The 24,512-nt window shown below is 54.6% G+C and carries 23 protein-coding genes; 11 read left to right on the forward strand and 12 right to left on the reverse strand.

What is annotated here, in order from left to right; genetic code table 11:
• Positions 1-32: 32 nt before the first annotated feature.
• From H7849_RS09380 to H7849_RS09390, 3 genes are all read right to left on the reverse strand, one after another.
• Positions 33-548: an SRPBCC domain-containing protein gene (locus H7849_RS09380; RefSeq protein ID WP_186745960.1), complete on the reverse strand. Its 516-nt coding sequence runs from the start codon at positions 546-548 to the stop codon at positions 33-35.
• Positions 549-567: 19 nt separating this feature from the next.
• Positions 568-4,140, reverse strand: coding sequence for a TonB-dependent receptor (locus H7849_RS09385; RefSeq protein ID WP_186745962.1), 3,573 nt, complete (start codon positions 4,138-4,140; stop codon positions 568-570).
• 575 nt (positions 4,141-4,715) lie between these two features.
• Entirely contained in the window at positions 4,716-8,474 is a 3,759-nt protein-coding gene (locus H7849_RS09390; RefSeq protein ID WP_186745964.1) for a TonB-dependent receptor, read from the reverse strand.
• A gap of 420 nt (positions 8,475-8,894) precedes the next feature.
• Here H7849_RS09390 and H7849_RS09395 point away from each other — a divergent pair, with 420 nt between their 5' ends.
• From H7849_RS09395 to tadA, 5 genes are all read left to right on the forward strand, one after another.
• Positions 8,895-10,025, forward strand: coding sequence for an SEL1-like repeat protein (locus H7849_RS09395; protein ID WP_186745966.1), 1,131 nt, complete (start codon positions 8,895-8,897; stop codon positions 10,023-10,025).
• Between the two features lie 107 nt (positions 10,026-10,132).
• Complete coding sequence (locus tag H7849_RS09400; RefSeq protein WP_186745968.1) at positions 10,133-11,176, forward strand: sensor histidine kinase; 1,044 nt, start codon at positions 10,133-10,135, stop codon at positions 11,174-11,176.
• On the forward strand, positions 11,151-11,900 hold the full coding sequence (locus tag H7849_RS09405; RefSeq protein WP_186745970.1) for a LytR/AlgR family response regulator transcription factor: 750 nt from the start codon (positions 11,151-11,153) through the stop codon (positions 11,898-11,900). The genes H7849_RS09400 and H7849_RS09405 overlap by 26 nt, the downstream gene beginning before the upstream one ends.
• An 84-nt stretch (positions 11,901-11,984) precedes the next feature.
• Positions 11,985-13,334, forward strand: a complete 1,350-nt coding sequence (gene nhaA / locus H7849_RS09410; protein WP_186745972.1) for a Na+/H+ antiporter NhaA — start codon at positions 11,985-11,987, stop codon at positions 13,332-13,334.
• Between the two features lie 53 nt (positions 13,335-13,387).
• Positions 13,388-13,837, forward strand: a complete 450-nt coding sequence (tadA, locus tag H7849_RS09415; protein ID WP_186745974.1) for a tRNA adenosine(34) deaminase TadA — start codon at positions 13,388-13,390, stop codon at positions 13,835-13,837.
• Between the two features lie 2 nt (positions 13,838-13,839).
• Here tadA and H7849_RS09420 read toward each other — a convergent pair whose 3' ends face one another.
• A complete protein-coding gene (locus H7849_RS09420; RefSeq protein WP_251106711.1) occupies positions 13,840-14,355 on the reverse strand; it encodes a cupin domain-containing protein in 516 nt (171 codons plus the stop codon).
• 84 nt (positions 14,356-14,439) lie between these two features.
• On the opposite strand from H7849_RS09420, the gene H7849_RS09425 reads away from it, so the two are divergent.
• Together H7849_RS09425 and H7849_RS09430 are read left to right on the forward strand one after the other, a co-directional pair.
• Positions 14,440-15,165 carry an energy transducer TonB gene (locus H7849_RS09425; RefSeq protein WP_186745976.1) on the forward strand — a complete coding sequence of 242 codons (726 nt, stop codon included), beginning with the start codon at positions 14,440-14,442 and terminating at the stop codon, positions 15,163-15,165.
• A 64-nt stretch (positions 15,166-15,229) separates the two neighbouring features.
• Entirely contained in the window at positions 15,230-15,484 is a 255-nt protein-coding gene (locus tag H7849_RS09430) for a glutaredoxin family protein (protein WP_186747355.1), read from the forward strand.
• On the opposite strand, the gene H7849_RS09435 is transcribed toward H7849_RS09430, so the two are convergent.
• The 3 genes from H7849_RS09435 to H7849_RS09445 all read right to left on the reverse strand — a co-directional run bounded on the left by H7849_RS09435 (position 15,481) and on the right by H7849_RS09445 (position 17,974).
• Positions 15,481-17,151: a chloride channel protein gene (locus H7849_RS09435; protein ID WP_186745978.1), complete on the reverse strand. Its 1,671-nt coding sequence runs from the start codon at positions 17,149-17,151 to the stop codon at positions 15,481-15,483. The genes H7849_RS09430 and H7849_RS09435 overlap by 4 nt on opposite strands.
• The gene (locus H7849_RS09440) at positions 17,148-17,585 is read right to left on the reverse strand and encodes a MarR family winged helix-turn-helix transcriptional regulator (RefSeq protein ID WP_186745980.1); all 438 of its coding nucleotides are present in this window, start codon (positions 17,583-17,585) and stop codon (positions 17,148-17,150) included. The genes H7849_RS09435 and H7849_RS09440 overlap by 4 nt, the downstream gene beginning before the upstream one ends.
• A 158-nt stretch (positions 17,586-17,743) precedes the next feature.
• Complete coding sequence (locus tag H7849_RS09445) at positions 17,744-17,974, reverse strand: putative signal transducing protein (RefSeq protein ID WP_186745981.1); 231 nt, start codon at positions 17,972-17,974, stop codon at positions 17,744-17,746.
• 110 nt (positions 17,975-18,084) lie between these two features.
• Here H7849_RS09445 and purB point away from each other — a divergent pair, with 110 nt between their 5' ends.
• From purB to H7849_RS09460, 3 genes are all read left to right on the forward strand, one after another.
• Positions 18,085-19,380, forward strand: a complete 1,296-nt coding sequence (purB, locus tag H7849_RS09450; RefSeq protein ID WP_186745983.1) for an adenylosuccinate lyase — start codon at positions 18,085-18,087, stop codon at positions 19,378-19,380.
• Between the two features lie 73 nt (positions 19,381-19,453).
• Positions 19,454-20,056 (forward strand): DUF4126 domain-containing protein, encoded by a 603-nt coding sequence (locus H7849_RS09455; RefSeq protein WP_186745985.1) that lies wholly within the window; start codon positions 19,454-19,456, stop codon positions 20,054-20,056.
• Positions 20,057-20,119: 63 nt separating this feature from the next.
• A complete protein-coding gene (locus H7849_RS09460) occupies positions 20,120-20,725 on the forward strand; it encodes a UbiX family flavin prenyltransferase (protein ID WP_186745987.1) in 606 nt (201 codons plus the stop codon).
• A 2-nt stretch (positions 20,726-20,727) separates the two neighbouring features.
• Here H7849_RS09460 and H7849_RS09465 read toward each other — a convergent pair whose 3' ends face one another.
• From H7849_RS09465 to H7849_RS09480, 4 genes are all read right to left on the reverse strand, one after another.
• Positions 20,728-21,141: a response regulator transcription factor gene (locus H7849_RS09465; protein ID WP_186745989.1), complete on the reverse strand. Its 414-nt coding sequence runs from the start codon at positions 21,139-21,141 to the stop codon at positions 20,728-20,730.
• Positions 21,142-21,251: 110 nt separating this feature from the next.
• Positions 21,252-21,683, reverse strand: coding sequence for an NUDIX hydrolase (locus H7849_RS09470; protein WP_186745991.1), 432 nt, complete (start codon positions 21,681-21,683; stop codon positions 21,252-21,254).
• Between the two features lie 10 nt (positions 21,684-21,693).
• Positions 21,694-22,344: a nitroreductase family protein gene (locus H7849_RS09475; RefSeq protein WP_186745993.1), complete on the reverse strand. Its 651-nt coding sequence runs from the start codon at positions 22,342-22,344 to the stop codon at positions 21,694-21,696.
• 50 nt (positions 22,345-22,394) lie between these two features.
• Entirely contained in the window at positions 22,395-23,330 is a 936-nt protein-coding gene (locus H7849_RS09480; RefSeq protein WP_186745995.1) for a hypothetical protein, read from the reverse strand.
• A 156-nt stretch (positions 23,331-23,486) separates the two neighbouring features.
• Here H7849_RS09480 and H7849_RS09485 point away from each other — a divergent pair, with 156 nt between their 5' ends.
• Positions 23,487-24,230, forward strand: coding sequence for a hypothetical protein (locus H7849_RS09485; protein ID WP_186745996.1), 744 nt, complete (start codon positions 23,487-23,489; stop codon positions 24,228-24,230).
• Positions 24,231-24,292: 62 nt separating this feature from the next.
• Here the strand turns inward: H7849_RS09485 and H7849_RS09490 are convergent, their stop codons facing one another.
• Positions 24,293-24,466, reverse strand: coding sequence for a hypothetical protein (locus H7849_RS09490; protein WP_186747939.1), 174 nt, complete (start codon positions 24,464-24,466; stop codon positions 24,293-24,295).
• Positions 24,467-24,512: the final 46 nt, after the last annotated feature.

Raw genomic sequence — 24,512 nt, forward strand, 5'->3', positions numbered from 1 at the left:
GGGGAAGCGGTCCGTACGCTCGCTTCCCTTCCTTAACGGATCAACATTTGCATCTTGGTCAGGGATAAGCCCCAGAGCTCCTGATGCCAATGCCAATCGCTCGGATTGGCAAATCCAGAATGACGTATGCGCAGGAGCGCATCGGCACGCACAGTTCGTATGGCCACGCGAAGCTGACTGACACAGGTGCGCGTACGCGATCTTACGTACCAGCGTATGTTCAGGTCCTGCGGCGAGATGCTTTTGTACTCGGCAAGAATGCTGGCCGTTACCCGATGGTTGCTGCGCAGTTCAATCGATAGCGCTTCTCCGGTCGTGGGATTCCCAGTGCAGCGGATTTCATCCGAGTCAGGCGGGGTGAGCCACGTCTCAATGTATTCGGGTATTGTCAGCGCATAGAAAAGCCGCGCGGGGGCAACACTGAAAGCGGCGCTGGATCGAACAGACAGAGGCTGGATCGAATCACTTTCAGCTGCCGTCTCAAAGATGGCTTCGCGTCGAGGCTGTGAAGATGTGATGATGACCGGGGACTGAAGATATGCGCTCATGTATCACTCTTTCGGCTATTTAGAAAATAACTTTCGCTCCCAGGATCACGAATCGATTGCCCGAGGTGAGACCGGTTGGAGTTGGAACCGTTCCGGTGTTGTTAAGGTCAACAGTGCCAAGGTTGTTCGACTCCGCCACGAAAGCTCCGGGCGTACCGCGGTAGGCCTGGTTCAGTACGTTGTAGGCGGCCATCGAAAGCTCGACGTTGATGCGTTCGGTAATCGGAGTGCTCTTGAGGATGGTCGTATCAAGTTCACTGAAAGTTACGCCACGATTGATGCCACGTCCAGAACCGGGGTAAGGATTGCCAACAAGTTTCGCGTAAGCCTGATTGTTGATAATCCAGTGCGCCGTCGTCGGGTTCATAGGTGTACCGGGGTTGTAGTTGCCATTGCCGTCAATGAAGTCGCTCTGATAGGTAACAAATTGCGGCGGCCCAAGCGTCGGGCTGCCATTCACGGTCGGACCGGTGTACGGGTTGTAGTATGCCACGGCGTTCAGCGGAGCTTTCTTATTGGAAAGAACGAGGCGGCTGGTGTCGACTCCAACGCCGACATTAAAGTTGCCGTTGAAAGCCGCGTCACCGTAGCTTATGTCCGGTGTGAAGGCATCGAGGCCAACCGGTTGATAGAAAGTATAGGGCTGTCCTGAGTCGTAGCGATATATGGAATCAAATGCGTAGCCGTTGATGAGTCGCGACAACAGACCGCTCTTGCGTTGCGTGCGGGGAAAGTCATACATGAATCCAAGGCCAACTACATTTGGGAAATCGTTACCGCTGACACCGCGCTCGGGAGCATCGGGGTTCAGCGGATTTTGCGGAAATGCGATTGATGAACCACCAACTCCCGTGCTGCGAAACGCGTCGGTTGCGTTGTCGATTGCCCGACTCTGCGTGAACGCAAAGGTTCCGGTAAGACCGTGGAAATTGCGGGTGGTGATGTTGAGCTGAAGGCCGTTGTAATTTGCCCACGCTGTATTGTTAACTACGCTGTTGTTGCCCAAGGAACAGTCGGGACGTCCATAGCCGACTGCGTTCGGATCCTGGCAGAGCGTGACAGGAACATAGTTCGGAAAGTCCATCTGAACTGGGAGCAAGAATGGGTTCGCATCACTACTCTGGAAATTCTTATGTGTAACGCTGCCGGTGTAACGAAGTTCTCCGACCGCTGCGCTTCCGAGTTGATGCTGGATTGCAAGCGTGTAGATCTGCGTGTACGGCGGGCGAAATGTCAGAGGAACTCCACCCTGGTCGCGCATACGCGGATCGGCCCCGCGTGGCAGCGCAGGCAGATTAGCAGTGCGCACCCCTCCAACGGTGAAGCTTCCGTTTGAAGGAAGGCAGTTTGCGCCATTGCATACGATCTGTCCGGTATTGGATGTAGGCGCGAGAACGGCATCATTACTGAAGATGTTGTAAAACGATGGATTGGAGTTGATGGCATAGCCGCCGCGTACAACCATCTGCTTGTCGAAGGTGGGGTTCCAGGCAAATCCAAGGCGTGGCTGAAAGTTCTTATAGAAGTCGTTGACTGCTGCCACTGTGCGGTCCGCCAGAGGCAGTGTCGGATCCCAGAATGCTGTGGAGGGGTTTGACTCGCGTGCAACTGTTTCATTATGAAGCGTGTTGTACGGCTGGCTGAAGTACTCCCAGCGCATGCCAATGTGCGCGGTGAAGCTCGGAGTTACTCTCCAGTCATCCTGTATATACCCGGCTGCATCCAGTTCTGTGAATTTAGTCGTGTAGTTACCGTCGGCAAGACTAAGAGTAGAAGCGTTTTGCGCGGTTTGTCCTGCGAGAGGTCCATTCGCCAGGAAGTTACTAAGAGTGTTGAAAACGAATGTTCCGCCGTAGCTGGGAAGATAGGCGCTTGGAGAATTCTGATAGTCGATTTCGCCGCCGAGCAGAAGCGTGTGGTTGCCGTGACTCCAAGTGGCGTTGTTCTGTACCTGTGTAACCTTTACGATGCGGCCCTGGGGGATTTGCGGGTTCTGCGTGTAGCCGAAGCTGAGATCGCTGCTTCCGGTAAATACGACATCGGATGGACAGTCGACTACATCAGAGGCGCTGCAACTGGGATATGCGCCTCCTTCCAGATAGGCTCTGGTCTGCTGGAAGCTATAGCGAAGCTGATCGACCCAGTGTGTATTGAAGGTATGCGTCCAATCGGCTCCAATCGAGTGTGCGCCACCTAGTGAATCGCCCCAACCGCCGGCCGCAATATCGCCAGCCGCAGCGGCCAGATCGAGATCCTGATAGAAGTAGCGCAGAAACAGATGGTCGGCTCCGGTCGGTTGCCAGTCGAGCCGGCCGAGATGTTCCTGATCCCTGTACGGCGTGGTGATGAGGCGCTGCACGAGTGAGAATGGAATCGTAGTGGTGACGCCTCCGGGGCCGGTAACGGTCTGCATGGTGATTGCGCCGACGGGCTGAGGATTGCCAGTCTTCACGCCATATGGACCATAGTTCTGCAGAATGGCAACGGATGGATTGTTTGGAAACACGGATGCGAGCTGCTGGAGCCCAGCCGGGGTGGGCGTAAGAGTGCCATCGGTTGGATTGTTTGATACAGCAGGCGCAGCACCGGTGTGAATCGTGTTCCAGTAAGTGCTCCCAAAGAACCAGAGCTTATCTTTCAGAATTGGTCCACCGAGTGTGCCGCCGTAGCGGTTCTCAACGTAACGAGTCAGCTGTGTCGGCATGCATCCTGTGGTTGTCGGGTCTTGGCCAGGCAAGCAGTATCCAAAGAGAGGATTCTTTGCTTGATTCGTGAATGAAGACAGGAACTGCCCCTGATAGTATTCAAAGCCGCTGCCATGAAACTGGTTCGTTCCTGATTTCGTGATGTAGTTGACGACCGCGCCTGCGTTGCGACCGTACTGAGCACTGTAGTTGTTGGTGATGACCTGCAGCTGCCCGATCGCGTCCTGATTGCCGAAGAAGACCTGCGGACCGCCGATGGTATTGTCATTATTCGACTGCCCATCCAGTTCAAAGTTGTTGAAGCGGCTGCTTTGTCCATTGACGGAGAATGTGTCGCCATTTGTGTTGGAGAAGTTATCTGCATGCGCGCTCACAACACCGGGGATGAGTTCGGTCGCGGTGTCGAAGCCGTTGTTAAAGGGAAGACGTGACATCTGCTGTGAGTCGAAAACCGTAGTGACTTGGGAATCGCTGGTTTCGAGCAAAGCGGATGTCGACGCGTTCACCTGTACCTGCTCGGCCGCACTCGTTACGGAAAGCGCGATCCGGCCGATGTCCGTTGTCGCACCTGCGTTGACGAAGACATTCTCCACATTGGCGTTGCTAAATCCGCTTGCGGAGATGACCAGTTCATACTTCCCAATGGGAACAGCGCGCAGAGAGAAGGCGCCGTCGGGCTCTGTATCAGCGATGAGCCTGATGCCTTTCGAAACCTCGGTTGCGGTGATATGCGCGTGTTCGACGACAGCCCCCGAACTGTCGGCTACAGAACCGGAGACGGTTCCGGTTGTGATGCCTTGCCCGAGGAGATCAGGATTTGACGGCAGAAGCACAACGAGCCCAAAGCAAAGAGGAATGAGACGACGCACCACTTTGGAAAACAGCATGACGCCCTCCAGAAAGTTCCGTGTCGATGTAGTGCGAAGTAATGCGATGTGGAAGCGGAAACCGCGGGCGCAATCTTCTTCGTTGCGCTGGTTGTGTTCAACTGGCCTCCCTGTACTCCTATGCGGTTTCCGCTAACCTGCATGGCTTCGTCACCGGCCTGCTGCAACGCAATATGCATTTGGCTTTCCTGCGGCTGAAGCTGTGTGCCTATTTGTGACGAGATGTAGGATCGTGCTTTGACAGGTGACGTGGAAGTGGTGGGCGGAATGTTCGGATATTTACTAACCTTGCGAGTACTCTCACCATCCCTTCTGATTTCTTCGATTTGTGGAATATGTTCCTGTTAGATCTACAGATAATTGGAAGAGGGACGAATGGATCACTAACAGGGATGAGGTTGTTATTAGCAAGGCTGGGTGGATAGGTTGTAAGTCATGGATACTTACAAAGCTAGGTAGCACCTTCCAATACTTGTAGATTGTGAAGTGTTGTAGTGAAACAAAAAAAGGGGGTCGACATTGCTGCCGACCCTGGGGAATCTGTGTTGCAAACTTATCTTGCTTGCTATGCGTAACTAAAAGGCATAGCGCAGGGAGAACTGTTGCACTCGCGGTAACGTAAGCGTTGATGCATAGGCGCCCAATGTATTGCTGGTGGCTACGTTGTTGAGGGCTACGCCCGTGCTGGACGAGACGCTGGTATCGAAGCGCACGGAGTTTGTTACGTTGAAGACCTCCCATGCAAATTTCAGATTTTGGCGTTCCGTGATTCGCCATGATTTGGCTAGTCCGGAGTCGATGTCGAAGAAGCCGTCGCCGCGATAGGCGTTGCGCTCTCCTGCTTCGCCCGGATACGGCAAGCGCAATGGGTATCCAGTTTGGATGCCGTTATTGAGTGTGGTCGGATCGTCAAATGCGTTCGGCGCTCCGTTGATAATGTGCTTGCGGAGCTTTACCGGACCCGTTTTCACCATGCCGCTTTCTACCTGATAGTTAGTCGTCCATGCAGGTTCTACGACAGTAAACGGAAGGCCGCTGCTCCAGCGCGACAAGCCCGAGAATTGCCATCCACCAATCAATGCATTCAGCACTGTGCCCGCGCTACCGGCAAACGCTTTGCCCTGACCGAAGGGGAGTTCGTAAACCCAATCAGCACTGATGAGGTGTCGCGTATCGAAATCGGAAACGCCGCGATTCAGTTGTGGCCTGAAGCTGTTGAGAATCTCGCTGAAGCTATTCCCCTGCTGAAAGACGCCTGTCGTGTTGAATAACTCATTCGTGCGCTCGGTATCGGAGCCCAAGTCGATGGAGTTTGAGAACGTGTAGCTGAAATCGAGTTGAAGGCCCCGAGTCATAGCGTGGCGCAGAATGAACTGTCCGGCGTTGTAGCTGCTGGAGCCGACGGTAGACCATGAGTAGAGGGATGAGAATTGATCCTGGTAGAAGCGGTTGGGTTGGCCGCCGCAACCAGGATCGCACGCTACATCGAGCAAGTAGAGCGCGGTTGTTTCGTTTCCGCGGTTCGCAACCCATATATCGGTGTAGATATTTTGCGTGGCACTCTTGCCTCCGCCGGCCGCATCAGGGAACATGTTTTCGAAGTAAGGGATCGCTGGCACAGAGGCAAACGAATTGCCGCCGTTTGCATCGACCAGTTTCGACATAAGGGTTCCGGCAGCGAAATAATCCATGCCGGATTTCTTGTCGACCAGGTCGAGAGGCTCAGCGAGATCCAATTGCTGCAAAAGATGGCGACCAAACCTGCCTACGTAATCAGCTTCAAAGAGAAAGCCACCGGGAAGCTGGCGCTGAATGGAAAAGTCAACAACGTCGGAATACGGAGTCTTCAGTTTGTCATCGATTCCCCAGGTAATCGCAAAGCCGCAGTCCGCCGTGTTCGGAGCCACATAGGGATACGTGATGCTTACGGGCTGGGAGCAGGCATTCGGCGGCAGCACATCTAATCCGCTAAATCGAGGACTCGTATCCACACTGAAGGTGCTTGCCGGATTGGAGATGCTCGTCGTTAGTCCGAACGATCCGAGTTGATCGAATGAATTGACTACGCCTTGCCCGAAGTGGTCGAAGTACAGACCGAAGCCAGCGCGTATAGAGGTTTTGCTATCAGGCGCATAGGCAAAAGCGAATCGCGGAGCGAAGTTGGTGTGCTGCGCTAGCCAGTACGGTTTCAGTCCCCTCGCCTGACCGGATGGAGCGAAGTTCAGGTCTGGTTGGTCGGTGACTCCTTGCGCAGCGTTCGCAGCGCGATTCATGAACCAATCATGCACGCTAATCGTTGGCGACAGTTGCTGACCGTTGATCTCGTACGGCGTTTGCAGGAGTGTGTGCCGCAAGCCAAACGTCAGCGTCAGGTTCGGGCGAACTCGCCAGGCATCCTGCACGAAGTACTCAAGCTCATTGGCTTTGAAATGGCGATCAAGAAATGTGCCGTCGGGCAGGAGTGCTCCGGTTTTACCGTCTTTGGAAATGGAGTAGTTGTAGCTGCCTATCGATTCCGGAACTAATCCTGTAATGAGCGCGATGGCAATGTTGTATGAATTCGCGAAACCGCTGTCGACCGAAGGTAAGCCGAAGCCGTTGGGATCAAGGCTTTGCGGGCTTCCCGGCACACTTTGACCGGCAATTGCGCCTCCGTTTGCGAGCCAGTATTCATTGGTGTTTCCTTCACTGAAGGAGAGCTGATCGGAAGAGCGGACGTTGTCGATGATGCGCCAGTTCACGCCGGCTGAAAGGGTGTGATTGCCTTTGGACGCGGTGAAGTTATCGATGAAGTTGTTGACTGGAACATGCACGAGCGTACTGCGCGACTCAGGCGTCGATTGGTCCATGAAACGGAAGACTACGTATGAGCCCTGTCCAGTACCGCGATTGGAAAAACCTTGGCGGACATAGCCATAGCGAAAATCATTGACGAGGGAGGGCGAGATGCTCCAGGTATCGCCAGCTGCGAGGCCCTTGCTGTTATCGATGTACGAATACGACGGAGCCTGTCCCGGAAATTGAAGAACGTTTTCCTGAGTGTCCTTTTGCAGGTTGCCGCGGATGAAGAGGCGGTGTTTTTCCGTGGGCACGTAATCGAGCTTCAGGATCGACGTATTGAGCGATCCGGGATATGGCGACGAGAAGGTATAGGAGCCGAGGTTCAGGCCATCGCCGAGCGCGGAGCCGTTGGCAGCGGGATACTCGTTGAAGTATGCCAGCGCATTTGGATTCACGCCAGGACCTAACGGGCAGGTTCCATTCGCTGTGCAATTCGGGTCCATGAGCGCAACCTGCGTTGGCGACAACGTGACTACGTTACCGTTGCTCAGGTACTTTACTGCGCCGCTTTGAAATGAGGCTGTTGGCGTTGTGCGCGTGACCTGCTTGTTCTCTGCCGTTCGCTGACCTTCATAATTTCCGAAGAAAAAGAACTTATCCTTTTTGATCGGACCGCCCAGGGCACCACCGAAAGTGTTACGGATTAACTTGCCGGGAACGTTGGCGTAACCCTGAGAAGCCTGCGCCTCTTTGTTAAACCAATCATTCGCCACGGTAAATGTGTTGCGGTTGTACTCGTATACGGCGCCGTGAAACTCATTGGTCCCGGACTTGGTGACCATGCTGACCTGGCCACCGGAAGAACGGCCGGCATCTGCATTGGCATTCGTTGTGGTGACGCGGAATTCCTGCACGGAATCGAGCGTGGAGCGCAGGACGCCGGTGAATGCGTAGCCCTGTGTCTGATCGTTGTCGTCAAGGCCGTCGAGGGTGACGTTGGTCTGATCGGAGCGCGCTCCTGCGACAGATCCTGTGCGGCTGTCGCTTTGTTTGTCGGCGCCTCGCCCCAGATACAAGACTCCGGGCTGAACGCTGAGCAGATCGGGAACATTTCTTCCCTCACTTGGAAGTGCCTCGATCGTCGCATTCGTCAGGGCGTTGCCAATGGTCGCATCGGCGTTGTTGAGGGTCTCGGCTTGCGCGCTTACGTCCACTGTGGTTGTTTCTGCCTGCACTGAGAGTTGAAAACCGACCGTCGCAGGTTGATTGACCAGAAGCTCTGCGCGCTTGATCTGAACTCCGAATCCACCCGCGGATGCAACAAGCAGATATGTTCCGGGGACGAGTTGTTGGAATTGATACTCTCCCTGACTTCCAGCGATCTGTGTCTGCTTCGATCCGTTTGCTTGATTTGTGATCTCGATCTGTGCGCCAGGGACAACAGCGCCACTTTGATCCGTAACTGTTCCGCGAACCGAAGTAAGTGAAGTCTGCGCCCACACGGTTCCACACAGCGTGCTGACGATAGCAACTGCCTTCCACAACAAACGCATACTGCCTCCGAAAAACGTGCTTCAAAAAGAAGCAACCACGAGCGCCTTTTGACAGCCATCTAGAATTGTCCCGGCTGCTTTGCGCTTTTTTGATTTGTCAGTCAGTTTGCGACTGTAGCGCTCCGAGCAAGGGGACGAAGTCGCGGATGGTATTGGAACTGTGACGAACGGCGACAATTACGTGATGAATCGAGAGTCCATTGAAGTGAAGAAGAGTTATCTTGTTTGTGATTAGTTGATCTCATCCAAAAAAAGTTGACCTCAGCTGGATTTGTGATGGATGGGATTGCGGAGGGACGAGCGGCCTTGAGGTTGCGGCCACGCTTCATGGATCAGGGGTGAGTGCCACAAACGCTGGCAAAAAGATAGGTGACGATATTCTCGCTCGCCTGTCTACGACGGCTAGCTGAGGAGGCCCTCATGATCACTCAAAGAACCTTCCTTCGTATGAGCATGTGCACGCTCACTATGCTCAGCTGCCTAATCGCTAATCCAGTACGGTCGCAATCGAATGCATTGATGGCGGACATCGGCGATGCATCCGGAAAGAGTCCGGAAGGAAATCTCAAGCATGAATTGCAACTCGCCGGTGACTACATGATGGGACGCGGAGTTCCTCGCGACCTTGCACAATCGGCGTATTGGTACCGCAAGGCGGCTGACCAGGGATATCCGGCCGCGCAGGTACAACTGGGCTATTTTTATCTCGCAGGCGTGGGAGTAGATCGCGATGAAGCGCAGGCCGCGAAGTGGTTTGAGCGTGCTGCAGCTTCTGGATCGCAGGAGGGAAAGCTGAACGTGGCCGTAATGTATCTGCGCGGTTCAGGTATCGCCCAGGATCCGCATATGGGCTTGGTACTGATTCAGGAACTAGCTGACAAAAAGTTTCCTAGAGCAGAAGACTATCTTGGCATTCTCTACTTGCTTGGAGTGGGCACGGAGAAGGATTCGGCAAAAGCGGAGAAATGGTTCGAGCGTGCGGCCAGCCATCAAAGCCCGGAGGGCGAATACGCCATCGGAACTCTCTACTCTGTTGTAGCAGGACATCCGCACGACTTTGCCAAAGCTGTAGACTACCTGCGTCGTTCTGCCGACAGAGGGTATGTGCCGGGGATGCATTCTCTCGGGCTGGTGCTGGTGAATCATCCTGAGGTAAATCAGCAACCGGGTGAAGCGCTGCACTGGCTTCAGACTGCAGCCGAGGGCGGCGCCTATCGCTCCTCTGTCATTCTCGGCATATTGGCACGTGATGGCAGAGGCGTTCCTAAAGATGAGGCGGCAGCTTATCAGTGGTTCACGATCGCAGCTAAGCAGGGTGGGGCTAAAGCACAGAAACTTCTTGCAAATGATTTGAATGCAGCTCGCCAGGTTTTAACTGTAGACCAGCAGAGTGAAGCAGAAAAAGGTGCGGAGGCATGGCTGGCCGCGCATCCGCATGAGGATATATATCTTCATGGCAATGAGCTGAACCTTGCGTACTTTCCGATGAGCGAGGTGTATGCTACCGGACAAGACACGCAGCAGCCAGACAAGGGGGCTACCAGAAACTGAGCGAATCCGAAGAAAAGGCAAAGCCAGAGCGTCCGTGGTTCCTGCATCCCGTGGTATTTCTTACCGGCTGGATGATGTTGGGAGTACTCTTCGCTTTTCAGGAGTACATGACGTACCGAGGAACTCGCTACCGCATGAGCTACCGGACGCTGCTTGTTCCGTGGTGTCTCCACTTCATGTTATGGGGTATCTTTTGCCTGATCTTGTGGTGGAAGTTTCGACCATTTATCAAACGGTCTACAACGAAGTCTATTCTGCTGTGGGTTGCTCCGCTCAGCGTTTTCGTAAGCGTTCTGGAAGAGGCCATCTGGGTTGCCTGTCAACCGCAGATACCTCTTGGGATGCACAAGTGGACTTACTGGCACCGTCTCCAGTACTTTCTAGATTCCGAATTACTCGATAACTTGATTATTTTTTGGGTTACTTTCTGCTTGTTCCGTGTAATTCTCACTTATCAAAGTTTTCGAGAGCGCGAATTTGTGGCCGCGCAGCAGCTGACGCAGGCGCAATTGCGAGCTCTGCGCATGCAGTTGAATCCACATTTTCTCTTTAACACGATGAATAGTGTCTCCAGCCTGATGCGGTCCGATATGGAGGCGGCTGACCAGGTGCTGGAACAACTGAGCAGTATGCTACGTATCACTCTCGACAGAGGCGACCAGCAACTGGTTCCGCTTACTGAAGAGGTGGACTTTATACAGCTTTACCTGGGCATTCAAAGAACGCGGTTTCACGGAACCGTGCACCACTATGTCGCAATCGAACCAGAGGCGCTGGATGCTTTGGTTCCCACTATGATTTTGCAACCCATCGTAGAGAATGCATACGTCCACGGCGTCGCCAAGACGGCCGGAGAGGCGTTCATAGGCATCGAAGCACAAACGCACGAGGGGCAACTAAGGATTTGTGTTCGTAATTCTGGCAAGGGACTGGCACTACGGAGCGCAGCAGAGACCGCCAAAGAGCGGGTGGGCGTGGCCAACGTAAAGGCACGTCTGGAGCTGCACTATGGCAATGCTCAATGCTTTGAGCTGAAGGAATACGCAGACGGGGAAGTGCAAGCGATTCTCCTGCTGCCCCTTCAATACCCTGCCCGTCTAACGGACAAAAATCTGGAGTATGCCTATGACAATCCAGGCGATCATCGCTGACGACGAAGTGCTCGCGCGGCAGAAGCTGCGCCATTTGCTGGAGGATGAAAAGGACGTAGAAATTGTTGGCGAAGGCGCGACCGCTCAGGAAACGATTGAGCTGGCGCAACTGACCGAACCTGACGTAATCCTTCTCGACATTCAGATGCCGGGAATGGATGGTTTCGATGTGGTATCGGCACTTTCTGCGGGAAAGCCATCCACGTCTCCGCGGATTATCTTCACGACTGCCTTCGACCAGTATGCTCTGCGCGCCTTTGAGATCAATGCGGTCGACTACCTGTTAAAGCCTTTCACGCGAGAACGCCTGCAACAAGCCATGCAGCGAGTCCGCGAACAAATTGCGTTACAGAACGAGGGAACGAAGGTTCCGAAGCGTGCTGACGAACCTTACACGACACGGATCGTGTTCAAGTCTCGCGGCCGCATACTTTTTCTCCCCATCTCTGACATCCGTTGGATCGGCGCGGAGGAGAACTATGTGCGGATCTGCACGGATCGAGAGAACCATCTACTGCGGGAGACGATGGCAAATTTCGAGGGCAGGCTCGATCCGCGGTCATTCATCCGCGTGCATCGCTCGGCAATCGTCAATCTGCAATACGTGAAAGAAATCCGAACAGATTCACTCGAAGGAGAATCCTTTGTCCTGATGCAGGATGGGCAGAAGGTGCCAGTGAGTCGCGGATACAAGGCGAAGATTACTGGGTTACTGGCGCATTGATTCGCAGACTAAGATCCGGCAGCTAGCTCCTCTACAAAGCTCTTTTCATTGTTTGAATACGCGAGCTTCCATAAACTGTCTGCCATGACAGTACCGGCACGCAGGCTCGGGGCACTTAAGCTGGAGGTGCGCGAATCCCTGATCGCGCGCATGGTCGAACTTCCGGTCCAGCAGTTCATCCATACACAGGGTGTCAGCAGTGCTTTTCTGCTCGTAGCTGCTGTAATTGCGCTCATTTGGGCTAACTCACCGTGGAGTGCGTCTTACTATCACATCTGGCACATCGAGCTTAAAGTTTCGAAATTGATTTTGCCTTTGCATGCATGGATCAACGACGCCATGATGGCGCTGTTCTTCTTTCTCGTAGGCATGGAGGTCAAACAGGAAATTGTTAACGGCGAACTCGCCGATATACGACGCGCTGCACTGCCCGTTTTCGCAGGCGCTGGCGGCATGGTTGTGCCGGCACTCATTTTTGTCATCCTGAATTACGGGACGGCGGGAGCACATGGATGGGGCATTCCTATGGCAACGGATATTGCCTTTTCTCTCGGGGTGCTAACCATGGTGAAAGGCGTTCCTGCTGAACTGAAAGTCTTTTTGCTATCTCTCGCGATTGCTGACGACATCGGCGCCATTGTTGTAATTGCACTCTTTTACACCACTACGTTGCACTTTCGTCAGCTAGTCATCGCTGCAGTTTTGTTGGCATTGATTTTGCTTTGCCGTCGCATCGGGATTGATCGACAGATTATTTATGCAGTTCTAGGTTTCGCGTTCTGGCTTGCGGTTCTTCGCTCCGGTCTTCATGCAACGATCGCAGGAGTGATTCTCGGAATGCTTGTCCCTGTACGCTCACGCGTTTCCCCAGATACTTTCGTCACAGTGTGCAACGAGACTCTGGAAGAATTTCGCAAAGCCCTTGCTTCTGGTGACACGGCGCTGGCGAACCGGCAGCTGGGCGCGATGGAGTACCTGATTGAGAATACGGAATCACCAGCCGATCGCCTGACACGAAAGCTGCATGACTGGATCGCCTTTCTCGTTCTGCCACTCTTCGCTCTATCAAATGCCGGCGTCACATTTTCGCAATCGACATGGCGCTCGCTCCTGCACAGTCCGGTTTCGTGGGGCGTGCTCTTGGGACTTCTTATAGGAAAACCCATCGGCATCGTTTGTGCTTCCTGGATCGCTGTCAGACTTAAAGCTGCGCGGCTTCCAAATAGAGTGAGTTGGGGGCAGATTGCCGGGGTGGGAGCGATTGCGGGGATTGGGTTTACCGTTTCGCTCTTTATCGGCGCTCTCGCTTTTGATGATCCTGCCACGCTCGACGCAGCCAAGACCGCTGTCTTGTGCGCTTCGCTGCTTGCGGGAGTATTCGGATACCTGCTGCTGAAGCGAACAACAGCAACGATGGGAACAAGGGACTCCTGATCAAGTTCAGATAACACCTGTAGCGTTTTCCTCATGACGTTAGGATAGTCAACATGCAGGATGAAACGTTCATGCAGGCAGCGCTTAACGAGGCACGACTGGCGGCTGGCGCTGGCGAAGTGCCGATCGGGGCAGTCGTCGTTGTACGAGGCGAGGTTATATCGCGCGGCCAGAACCGCGTGCTGCGAGATGTCGATCCGACGGCCCACGCCGAGATCGTTGCCATGCGTGGAGCGGCGTATGCTCTCGACAATTACCGCCTGCTCGATTGCGAACTTTATGTGACACTGGAGCCATGCGCGATGTGCGCAGGAGCAATGATTCACGCACGGCTCGCACGACTGATCTATGGCGCTGCTGATCCAAAGGCCGGGGCTGTGGGCTCTGTGCTCGACGTGCTGAATCATCCGAGGCTAAATCACAAGACACCAGTGACCGCTTGGGTTCTGTCCGAAGAATGCGGCGCAATTCTCAAAGAGTTTTTTCGTGCTCGCCGCGATTAACTTCAATCAGTCATGGTCAGCCTGCGAATTGCTTCCGCAGCCTGCGGATATTTCTGTGTGAGCGATTCCCTCTTGCCTGATTCGTAGTCTGCATAGTCAAAACCCGGACTTACCGTGCACCCGAGCAGTGCGAAGCTGCCGCCGGGGAGCAAGCGTGAACCCTGCCATACATATTTCGGAACGTGGAGTTGGACGTGCATGTCTGAGCTGATGTTCTGACCGAGGATGACGGTACGCGCGCTTCCGTCCGGCAGGAGCTGCAGCATTTCGACTGGATCACCCAGGTAGAAATGAAATATCTCGTCAGAGGCCAAGCGGTGCAATTCAGAAAATGTATGCGGTTCGAGCAGGTAGTAGATGGCGGTTCCAGCAGCCCGATCGGCTGAATAGCGCGCTGGAAGTGCAGCTTTAGGAAATGTTTCTTCAGCACGCCATGTTTGTATGAACCATCCACCTTCGCATGGGTGTGGCTCGAGCCGCAGCAGTTTTTTCAGTTCGTCGGCAGTCATCAGCCTCATGATACCTGGGAACTCTTGAACTACTGCGGTGTCTAATCGCAACAGGTGCCTCGCTTACCAACTCTCGATTGGTCTGGAGGCACTATGTTTGAAGACAGTCTTGTGGAGTCGGTTGGGCGCATTCGCACGCGCAGCAGATATTTCGCTGTCGGCTCATTTGGCGTACAGGCGTTACTGCTCGCGGCGCTGGTGATGTATCCGTTTCTGCACCCGGCCGTGTTGCCGAAGCAAGCTCTTACGATACTACTAACGGCGTCCCCGGTTCCGCTAGCTCCGGCGAACCTGCCACAGCGGACAACGGCGGCTTCTACTCATTCGCAACCGATAATGATTATCAATCCACTCACAATCCCGAGCCGAATTCCCCAGCACGTGGTTATGGATGCGGAGACCGGACCACCTCCTGCCGCCGCTGATACCGGATTCGGCAAAGCAGCAACAGGCACAGACAGCGGATTGTTCGATACGCTCGGATCGTCTTCTCCTGCAGTTGTGAAGCCACCTTCGGCAAAAGGGCCTGTGCACATCTCGTCAGGAGTGGCTGCCGGACAACTCCTCGTAGCGATCCAGCCGATCTATCCTGCGATTGCGAGGCAGGCTCGCGTCCAGGGAACTGTGGTGGTGCAAGCCGTTATCTCGACGAGCGGGACGATTGAGCAACTCCACGTAGTCAGTGGGCCGCCCATGCTGCAAGGAGCTGCAATCGAGTCGATTCGGCGGGCGCGCTATCGACCCTTTATGCTGAATGGCGAACCCGTCGCAGTGGAAACAACAATCAGTGTTGTCTTTACGTTAGGAGGCGGAAACTAAAAATTTAGCTGTGCACGAATTGCCGGGCTGCCAAACGTATATGCAGCCCGGTATTATGTTGCGCATGCCGATCCTGCTCTACACCGCGACCTGGTGCCGCGACTGCCGCGAAGCCAAGCGCTTTCTCGAAAAACACAATATTCCCTTCACGGAGATCGATATTGAAACGACGCCGGGGGCCGCCGAAGATGTGATTCGGCACGTAGGCAAGCGGGCGATTCCCCAATTTGTGATTGATGGCAAATGGATACAGCCGTACTGTCCCGGACGCGGTTTTCTTTACGCAGAAATGAGCGAGTTGTTCGGGGTCACGACCTAAGAAACAGACTCGTAATCCGCTTCGGCTTCTTTCGCGCGTGATCGAGCAAACAACACAGGCAGGCGACGCACGCGCTCTTGTTTCGTTTCGCGAATATATGAGCGGGCGCGGGCATGTAGCATGTCTTCCAGGCCAATCACGGCTATCGCTTTCCCTGAACTAAAGTCCTTCACGGGCATTTCCGTTACGTGCGCGGACGCCATACGCTCGGCCACCATGCGCAGCGTGTCGCCGGGATAGGCGAAGACTGCGTCTGAATCCGAAAGTGCATCCTCGTCTGTTCGCATGACCTCAGCGACAGTAACGGTTTCAAGCGGGTCGACACCGTATTCACGGCTCAGATGGTAACCGCGACGGCTGAGACGCTCGGTAAGAATCGAGCGCTTCTGAAAGAGGACAGTAAATGCATGGGCGGCTACTGATGCTGCCAGGAGGGGCAAAATTAGCGCGTAGTTGTGAGTCAGCTCCATGCTGAGGACCGCAGCGGTGAGGGGGCAGCCAATGGCGCCTGAGAGAATCGCAGCCATGCCGATCAGCGGCCACGCTCCGGTTTCCACGGCTGGGAGGCCGAAGCCTATGAGCGCGCCGAGTGCGCCACCGATCATGAGCAGCGGAGCGAGAATTCCGCCAGATGTTCCTGAACCCAGTGAAAACGCCCAGATGATGCTCTTGATGATCAGCACTCCGGCGATGAGCTGCCACGTAGTGTTGCCGCCTATCAGCGACGCGATGACGTCGTAGCCTGTGCCGAGGGCGCGAGGAAAAATCAATCCGCCAATGCCAACGACGAGACCGCCGATTGCAGGCCACCACATCCAGTGCATCGGCAGACGCTCTTCGAAAAGGTCCTCGCTGGCATACACTGCACGGCTCAGCACCAAGGCTGCGATTCCGGCGATGATTCCGAGAAATAGCGCAGCCACCACGGTACGCGGCTCGATCACCGGTGCAATCTGTGGCATGGGAAAGAGCGGGCCGTTACCGAGCAGAAATCTGCGCAGCACGCCTGCCGTAGTCGCTGCAATGGCTACCGGAACGAGACTTCGCGGTCGCCACTCGAAGAGCAGAAGCTCAACGGCGAGCAGAACGGCGGCAAGCGGCGTCGAGAAGACGCCGGTCATGCCCGCTGCTGCGCCAGCGACAAGGAGCGTGGTGCGCTCGGCGTCGCTGAGCTTGAAAAGCTGTGCAAAAAGAGAGCCCACCGATCCGGCTGTCATGATGATAGGTCCTTCAGCGCCGAATGGGCCGCCGGAGCCGATGGCGATGGCGGCGGAAAGCGGTTTGTAGATCGCCACTTTTCCATCGACCTTTGCGCCGTTCATCAGGATGGCTTCAAGCGCTTCGGGAATACCGTGACCGCGTATCTTATCCGTACCAAAGCGCGCCATCACACCGATCATGAGACCACCAACGATCGGAACGAAGAGGGCCAACCAATGAAGGGTATTCTTCGCCGGAGAGACAAATTGCCAGCTTAGACGTTGGAAATAGAAAAGGTTGGTAGCTGCGTAGATTAGGTGTAGCAGAAAATATGCGAGTATCGCTCCGGAGGCACCGATCACGAGCGCAAGAACGCTTAGAAGCAGCATGCGCGGGTCGGCGTTAAAGTCGCGCAAATGAGAGTACAGCCCCGGATTTATGTGTCCGTTATTCTTGCCTTTGCTCATTGCTTAGCCGTCCCCTGCTTACTGGATGACGTCTTCATATTGAGTACCCGGCGTAACGCGCGAATCAGCTCTGGACCAGCCTGCTCCAGCTCCTGCATGTGATAGTCGGCGAGAGACGCAAGAATGCGCTCGCCCGCTGCTGTGACACGGAGCAGAATGCGGCGATGATCCGTTGGATCAGGGCAGCGGCGCAGAAGGCCCTGCTCTATGGTGCGGTCTACAAGTTCCACAGCGCTGTTGTGCTTGAGCATCATGCGTGCAGCAACGTTCGCAATGGTCGGATCAAGTTCCTGCGGCATGCCGCAGACGCACAGCAAAAGCTGATATTGCTGGGGGCGAATGCCTCGGCCTTCGGCGGCCACATGGCTGAATTGCAAAAACTTGCGCAACTGAAAGCGTAACTCAGCGAGCTTGCGATATTGATCAACGCCCACTGTCGATGCTGAAGCGGCGTTCTGAGTGGGGCGGCTCTTCTGACTGAGAGTTCCAAGTGAGACCGCTTTTGCGTTTTCAGATAGGCGAGTTAGCAGGTCCGGGGACGAGTCCATGGATATATCGTATCACGATATGATCGCGTTTACGATATATCCGGCTATGTGTTCGGCTCCGGCGCCGAACCTGCTCCTGGGTCGGCAAGAATGGCCAGCGCATCTGACTGATCGGAAGCTCTTACCTGAAGTTGCAATGGTCCCAGGCCCGGTTCGAGGATGCGGGCATTTTCACCGGAGAGGAATGTGTCGATTCCTGCGGATTCCAGGCGCAATTTCGCCATCTCAGCTTCGAGCGGTTCAGTAAAGTTGGCGACTGTCACGACTTCTTCCATGGATTTCCCTTCTGAGTTCCATTCATTTGTCAGGCAATTAGAAGTTAGATGCATAAACGGTAGAATGAGAAGTTCACTATTACAGCTTATTCCTTTAGGAGAGTGCTTCGTTGATTGCCCGCTACACACGCCCGCAAATTGGCCAAATCTGGTGTGATGAGAACAAGTACCGCATGTGGCTGGCGGTAGAGACTGCTGCCAGCGAGACCTTGGCCGAGGATGGGATTGTTCCGAAGGAGGCTGCCAAGGCGATTCGCGAACGCGGCGACTTCGATGTTGCGCGTATTCACGAGATTGAGGCGGAAGTGAAGCATGACGTCATCGCCTTTACGACGGCAGTGGCGGAGAAGGTCGGGCCGGAGTCGCGCTGGCTGCACTACGGGCTTACCTCAAATGACGTCGTAGATACAGCACAAGCTTTGCAGATCAAGACCGCATCGGCATTGATTCGCGAGGATCTGCTCGTGTTAATCGAGGTTCTTAAGAAACGTGCACTGGAGTTCAAGCACACGCCGACCATTGGACGTACACACGGCATTCACGCCGAGCCCACGACCTTTGGATTGAAGCTCCTGAACTGGTACGCGGAGATGCGCCGCAACTTGGAACGGTTTGACGCGGCTGCAGAGCAGATTCGCATCGGAAAGTTGTCCGGGGCGGTGGGAACGTTCGGCCACTTGAGCCCCAAACATGAAGAACGTATCTGCGAAAAGCTGGGGCTGAAGCCCGCTCCGGTAGCAACCCAGGTGATTCAGCGCGACCGGCATGCACACTACATTTCCACGCTGGCGATCATCACAGCGACGCTGGATAAGATCGCGGTCGAGATTCGACACCTGCAACGGACAGAGGTGCGCGAGGCAGAGGAATTCTTTTCTGAAAAGCAGAAGGGGTCTTCCGCGATGCCACACAAGCGCAATCCAATTACCACCGAACAGATTAGCGGACTGGCGCGCGTCGTTCGTGCTAACGCGCAGGCGGCCTATGAAAATGTCGCGCTCTGGCATGAGCGAGACATCTCTCACTCGTCGGTTGAGCGTGTGATCTTTCCCGATTCGACAATTCTGACCGACTACCTGCTTGCTAAGACCGCAAACCTTATTGAGAAACTGCTCGTTTACCCGAAACGCATGTTGAAGAACCTCGAGAGCACAGGCGGACTGATTTTCAGCGGACAACTATTGCTCGATCTGGCTGAAGCGGGCATGCTGCGCGAAGATGCGTATCGGCTCGTCCAGAGCCATGCGATGCGCGCGTGGAAGGAAGATCTGGTCTTTCGTGACCTCATCAAAGCCGATACAGAGATTACGGTGAAACTCCGCGCAGAAAAACTGGAGCATGCATTCGACCTGAATCGGCAGCTACGAAACGTGGATGCGATATTTGATCGCGTTTTCCGTGAGTAGTACCTTCAATGCCATGCCTTTCACGGCCTGAGCTTCGAACTCGGCCAGGGTAATTCGGCATTAGGAGGCGTCCATGGACGCATTCACGCCAACCACGATTGCCGCTTTGATCATCGCCTCAAGTTTTGCCGCGGGGTTGAACGTATATGCCACGCTGCTCACGCTGGGGCTGTTGGCCCGCGCTCACTGGGTCGAACTGCCGGCGGGGCTGGACATGTTAACGCATTGGTGGGTGATCGGCGTGAGCGGATTCATGTTCGCGATTGAATTTGTGGCCGACAAGATTCCCGCATTCGACATGATCTGGAACGGGCTGCATACGTTTATCCGCATTCCTGTCGCCGCATTGCTCGCCTATCACACGAGCGCCCAGCTCTCGCCTGAGATGCAGGTTCTTGCTGCCGTAGCAGGCGCCGGCATCGCTTTGGTTGCGCATGGCTCAAAGACAGCGATGAGGGCCGCTGTCACGCCCAGTCCCGAACCCATCTCAAATATTGCCCTGAGCACAAGTGAGGATGTAATGGCGGTAGGGGTAACGTGGCTGGCCACCAAGCACCCGCTGATTGCCGCAAGCATTGCATGCATCTTTCTTCTCGTTGCCGTGATTACTGTGCACTGGTTGGCAAAGTTCATTCGCAAGATGTGGAGCAAGCCCAGGCCGGCGAGTGCGCAGTGAAGTCGCAAAGATGATTTAATCGTTCCGTGCTGTCTGTAGCTTTCATGATTTGACTGGAGCAGAATGACGCGCGAGCCATTGAATCTGACTGTAGCCATGACAGGAGCCAGCGGGGCGGTTTTTGGCCAGCATCTGTTGCAGGCGCTGCATGTGGACCCGAGAGTTTCACATGTACACTTCATTGCGTCGGATGGCGCGCTACGGGTCCTGGCAGAGGAGTTACGATTCAGTGGGCGCAATAATCTGATCGAAAAATTGCTCGGGCACCCATCCGGAAAGATTCACCAGCATGCGGAATCTGATATCGGCGCAGCGATTGCAAGTGGAAGCTATCCATCGAACGGGATGATCGTAATGCCCTGCAGTATGGGAACGCTGGCCGCGATTGCCAATGGTCTCGCGCAAACTCTCATCGAAAGGTCCGCTGATGTCTGCCTGAAAGAGCGCCGTTCGTTAGTGCTTTGCGTTCGCGAGACACCCTTCAACAAGATCCATCTGCGCAATATGACATTGGCAGCAGATGCTGGAGCCACCATCTTTCCGATGATCCCTGCGTTCTATAACCATCCAACCGATTCGACCGAGATGGCAAAGCAGTTTGCAGCGCGTGTGCTGGCTCACGTAGGGTTGCCACAGTCAGGCGCATACATCTGGAAGGGCGACGTTTAGGCCTATTTAGTCAGCAGCTGCATTGTATCCATCCATGCGTCCTGCGGCTTTTCCCTCGGCAGAAGATTTGCGACCTGTTCCAGCAACCGCTGACGACCGAGTGGTTTTGACAGGAAGGCGTTGGCACCGGCATCCAAAACACGGCCGGCCTGAAGCCGCGCACCCCGTTCGGCGATCACGATGATTGGAGTTCGCACAAAGGGCGTCATCGCGCGCAAACGTTCCACCACAGAGAGCCCGTTGCCCGCGGGGAGGCTTAAATCGACAATAACCAGATCAGGTTTGCACTTGTGTGCCTGTGAAATGGCCTGGACGGCGTCAAACGCGAAATAGACTGCGTGAGACATCACTGAGAGTTCTTTGTGAATTGCCTCACAAACTCGGGGATCACTATCCACAACCAGAACACGCTTCATTCAGTCCTGCCTTCGGCGGCATTGCCGTCTCCGCTTTTATCGGTAGCAGATTGCGCAGGACTAGAGCTTATTTCGCGCTTTTATTCCGGTTTTTCTTTGAGGATTCTAAATTACAGCCGAAACGCTTTTTCGATGACAGCAGCGGTGAAAGGTGCAACGCGATACTTGCTGTGAGCGTTCAACTCCTCGCGATGCAGCCAATGTGCCGCTGCGGCATCCGTAGCGCAGCACAGCGTTCCGCACGTTATACGGCAGAGGAAATCCACGAGAACATAATGGAATCGCACCCCGCCTGATTCGTCGCGAACAATGCGATCGAAAACCTCAACGATCTGCAATGGTTCAATTTCGAGAGCTGTTTCTTCGAGGACTTCGCGTCGAATTCCCTGTTCCAACGTCTCACCCAATTCGAGCGCGCCTCCCGGAAGTGACCATTCGCCCTTGAGCGGCTCCTGTCCACGCTGAATGAGCAGCACCTGATTTTCGTGGATAATGATGGCTCCAACACCAACGATCGGAGCCTCTGGATATTCGCGCCGCATCAGGAAAAGATTAGAGCTTGATTGGCTTGCCGTACTCTTCTGCAAACACGGTACGAGCCATGTTGAAGCGTCCGCCGTAGAACTTGTCGCTGCCTTTCAGGCGACCGATCGCCAGCAAGGCAACCACATGATAGCTGAGGGGCAATTTTAGAACCTCGCTCACTCTTTCCTGCTCGAAACCCTCCATTGGCGCTGTATCGTAGCCGAGAACTTCGGCCATAAGCATCATGGTTGTGAAAGCGATCATCACGTGCCGGTTGAGCCACATCGGAAAATTCGGATGATTCGAAAGATAATTGGGAATGTTGATCTTCGCCATTTCCGAATAGTTTTCCGGCATACCACCTTCACGCCCGAGGCGCAGCATCTCCTCCAGGTCGCCGTTCCGCCAGCCGTCTGCGTCACCGCAGGCGACGATCACGGCAGATGCCTCCTCAACTTTGGCCTGATTAAAACTGGCCGCCCGCAGACGCCGCTTTTGTTCCTCGGACCGTACGACGAGGAAGCGCCACGGCTGCATGTTGTAACCACTCGGAGCCTGCAGCCCAGCTTCCAGTATCCTTTTAAGATCTTTTTCCGGCAGAGGGAAACCGTCAAAGCTGGGCGTGGCGCGTCGCTGCGCAATCGCCTGAGACAGCGTCTTCTCCATCACATTTGCCATCTGTAGTGAACCGCTTTCTTTCTAATGTCGCGTGGCAGCCAGCACCTGGACTACTGAATCTGATTCATCGGCAATTCAATCGCAAAAGGTCTCTGGTTTTCTGCATTGGCGTATACCCAGAGACCGTGGAATGCTTCCCGCAACTCAGGATGCTGCGTCAACAGCGCCTTCATGACAGCAACATTGCGGCTGCGTGTAGCGACGGGATCAGAAACATCGCTCGCCTTATAGTTCACGACAAGGTCGAGTCCGCCAAGCGATCCATCGGTGTGCACATTTGTAATCTCGAAAATCTGTCCATTGGACTCTATTTTCATCGGTTCCTGGTCAGGCAGTCCATCCGGACGCACCGCGCTCATTTCTTTTTGTAGTTTTTCGAGATTAGGACTCGAAATGAAGTCCACTGGACTGAGGAGGTAAGCCGCATTCTGATAATAGAAAAACGCATTCCACTGCTGTTTTTTGCTCGCGTAGGCACGCGCCTGCGTCCAATACCAGACACCGTCGTGTCCTCCAGACGTAAGCGGGCGGACGAAGACTCCAGCAAGCTTCCACTGCGCACTGCCGGTTGGATCATTCTGCAAAATCATTGCCATCTGTTGAGGCTGCTTTCCGCCGGTCGCATGTACAACCGTAAACGCGTAGTCGCCGGGAGGAAGCTGGGGAATGGAGATATTAATGAGCAGTTGCGATCCGGGAACGCTGCAGAAAAACTGGGTGTCCAGAGGTGATTTGAGGTCGGTGGCCTGCAGACTGTAAATGGATTCGATGGTTAGGACACTTCCCTGAATGAGTGGTGCAACAGATTGGATCGTACCGGCGATAGAATCAAATTGCGCTGCAACGCTCGCGATCGTGTTGGCTTTGACGGCAGACACATTTCCAGACTGAATTTCGGAAGCCAGAGACTGCACTGCCTGTATGTATGTTGTCCGCTGGGTTTCGGTCATCTGCGATTGAGTTGTGCAGGTGACAGCGCTGGCCATTCCGCCAGGTAATAAAATAAGAATGAGGGACAAGCGCCGAAGATTCATAAGATCGCAACGAACAATTTTCTTGATGAGCGAATCTAAACCACTGCTAGTCTAGTATATGGAAGTGTGTTCGCAGGAACTTCCAGCATACAAGCGATAAGGTTTCAGATGCGGTTCAGTGCACAAGTCAGCTTCGTTCTTTTTGCAGTTCTGGTGGCAACCTTTGCTGAAGGGCAAAATACGCCTCGGCATCGACATCAGCCGCCTGCGGATACGCCCGCAACCGCGTCTCAGCAGGCTGTAGCCCCTCCCCCTACACCCATAGCTGCTTCTTCCCTGTTAGAGCAGCCTGCTAAGCCCGCCCAGGTGGGCATGGATGCCGGAAAACTTTCGGTGAAAGCGGACAACTCAGAACTATCGGAGATCCTCCACAACATTTCCGCGCAGACGGGCATGTCCGTGGATGGCATTTCACGGGATCAGCGGATTTTCGGTAGCTATGGACCGGCTGCACCGCGCGAAGTTTTGAGCGCGCTTCTGGATGGACTCGGCTACAACGTAATGATGGTGGGATCGCTCGACAATGGCGCTCCCAGAGAGTTGATGCTCACTCCCAGGACGTCTGGCAGTAGCGCCCCCGGCAACGCTCAAGCACCAAGAGTTCGGACGGAAAACACGAACACCAGCAACGACGATGAGGATGAGTCAACGCCAGAGCAACAGGATGCCCCAATACCGCCTCGGCCTGAGGCCGCGTATCCGCCTGATGGAAACCAGTCGCCCGACCAACAACAGCCCGGCGCCCCTGGCCAGCAAGCTCCAGTAAGGACGCCGCAGCAGATGTTGCAGGAATTGCAGCAAATGCGCCAGCAGCAACAACAGTTTCAACAGCAGCAGGCGAACCCGCAATAGGAAAGGCCGCTTCAGCAAGCGGCCTTTTCACTTCTTTAGTCTGGTTCCCTAGTAGGCTCGGATTACGGGTGGGCGACTTCAGGCTTGGTCTGAGGGGCTTTAAGCGCATACGAGCGCGCGTGCATCTTCAGAGCTGCGAATGCCACGCGGCAAATTCCGTAAGCCGCCAACACTCCGAAAGCGAGCGCAGCAACCGCCGCGCAAATTAACATGACCAGATTGATTGCGTCCTGCATTCCTTATTTCTTTCCTGGCAACCGCTTCTTTGTTGCTGCGGTTCGC

The sequence above is a fragment of the Alloacidobacterium dinghuense genome, from assembly GCF_014274465.1.
GTDB lineage: Bacteria > Acidobacteriota > Terriglobia > Terriglobales > Acidobacteriaceae > Alloacidobacterium > Alloacidobacterium dinghuense.

Bases quoted from the DNA above. Each gene is read 5' to 3' on its own strand.
- H7849_RS09385 (WP_186745962.1), bottom strand. From the start codon at position 4,140: ATGCTGTTTTCCAAAGTGGTGCGTCGTCTCATTCCTCTTTGCTTTGGG.
- H7849_RS09400 (WP_186745968.1), top strand. From the start codon at position 10,133: ATGACGTACCGAGGAACTCGCTACCGCATGAGCTACCGGACGCTGCTT.
- H7849_RS09395 (WP_186745966.1), top strand. From the start codon at position 8,895: ATGATCACTCAAAGAACCTTCCTTCGTATGAGCATGTGCACGCTCACT.
- H7849_RS09435 (WP_186745978.1), bottom strand. From the start codon at position 17,151: ATGAGCAAAGGCAAGAATAACGGACACATAAATCCGGGGCTGTACTCT.
- H7849_RS09445 (WP_186745981.1), bottom strand. From the start codon at position 17,974: ATGGAAGAAGTCGTGACAGTCGCCAACTTTACTGAACCGCTCGAAGCT.
- H7849_RS09475 (WP_186745993.1), bottom strand. From the start codon at position 22,344: ATGGCAAATGTGATGGAGAAGACGCTGTCTCAGGCGATTGCGCAGCGA.
- H7849_RS09455 (WP_186745985.1), top strand. From the start codon at position 19,454: ATGGACGCATTCACGCCAACCACGATTGCCGCTTTGATCATCGCCTCA.
- H7849_RS09380 (WP_186745960.1), bottom strand. From the start codon at position 548: ATGAGCGCATATCTTCAGTCCCCGGTCATCATCACATCTTCACAGCCT.
- H7849_RS09465 (WP_186745989.1), bottom strand. From the start codon at position 21,141: ATGAAGCGTGTTCTGGTTGTGGATAGTGATCCCCGAGTTTGTGAGGCA.
- H7849_RS09480 (WP_186745995.1), bottom strand. From the start codon at position 23,330: ATGGCCAGCGCTGTCACCTGCACAACTCAATCGCAGATGACCGAAACC.
- H7849_RS09485 (WP_186745996.1), top strand. From the start codon at position 23,487: ATGCGGTTCAGTGCACAAGTCAGCTTCGTTCTTTTTGCAGTTCTGGTG.
- H7849_RS09390 (WP_186745964.1), bottom strand. From the start codon at position 8,474: ATGCGTTTGTTGTGGAAGGCAGTTGCTATCGTCAGCACGCTGTGTGGA.
- H7849_RS09420 (WP_251106711.1), bottom strand. From the start codon at position 14,355: ATGAGGCTGATGACTGCCGACGAACTGAAAAAACTGCTGCGGCTCGAG.
- nhaA (WP_186745972.1), top strand. From the start codon at position 11,985: ATGACAGTACCGGCACGCAGGCTCGGGGCACTTAAGCTGGAGGTGCGC.
- H7849_RS09490 (WP_186747939.1), bottom strand. From the start codon at position 24,466: ATGCAGGACGCAATCAATCTGGTCATGTTAATTTGCGCGGCGGTTGCT.
- H7849_RS09470 (WP_186745991.1), bottom strand. From the start codon at position 21,683: ATGCGGCGCGAATATCCAGAGGCTCCGATCGTTGGTGTTGGAGCCATC.
- H7849_RS09405 (WP_186745970.1), top strand. From the start codon at position 11,151: ATGACAATCCAGGCGATCATCGCTGACGACGAAGTGCTCGCGCGGCAG.
- H7849_RS09430 (WP_186747355.1), top strand. From the start codon at position 15,230: ATGCCGATCCTGCTCTACACCGCGACCTGGTGCCGCGACTGCCGCGAA.
- H7849_RS09460 (WP_186745987.1), top strand. From the start codon at position 20,120: ATGACGCGCGAGCCATTGAATCTGACTGTAGCCATGACAGGAGCCAGC.
- H7849_RS09425 (WP_186745976.1), top strand. From the start codon at position 14,440: ATGTTTGAAGACAGTCTTGTGGAGTCGGTTGGGCGCATTCGCACGCGC.
- tadA (WP_186745974.1), top strand. From the start codon at position 13,388: ATGCAGGATGAAACGTTCATGCAGGCAGCGCTTAACGAGGCACGACTG.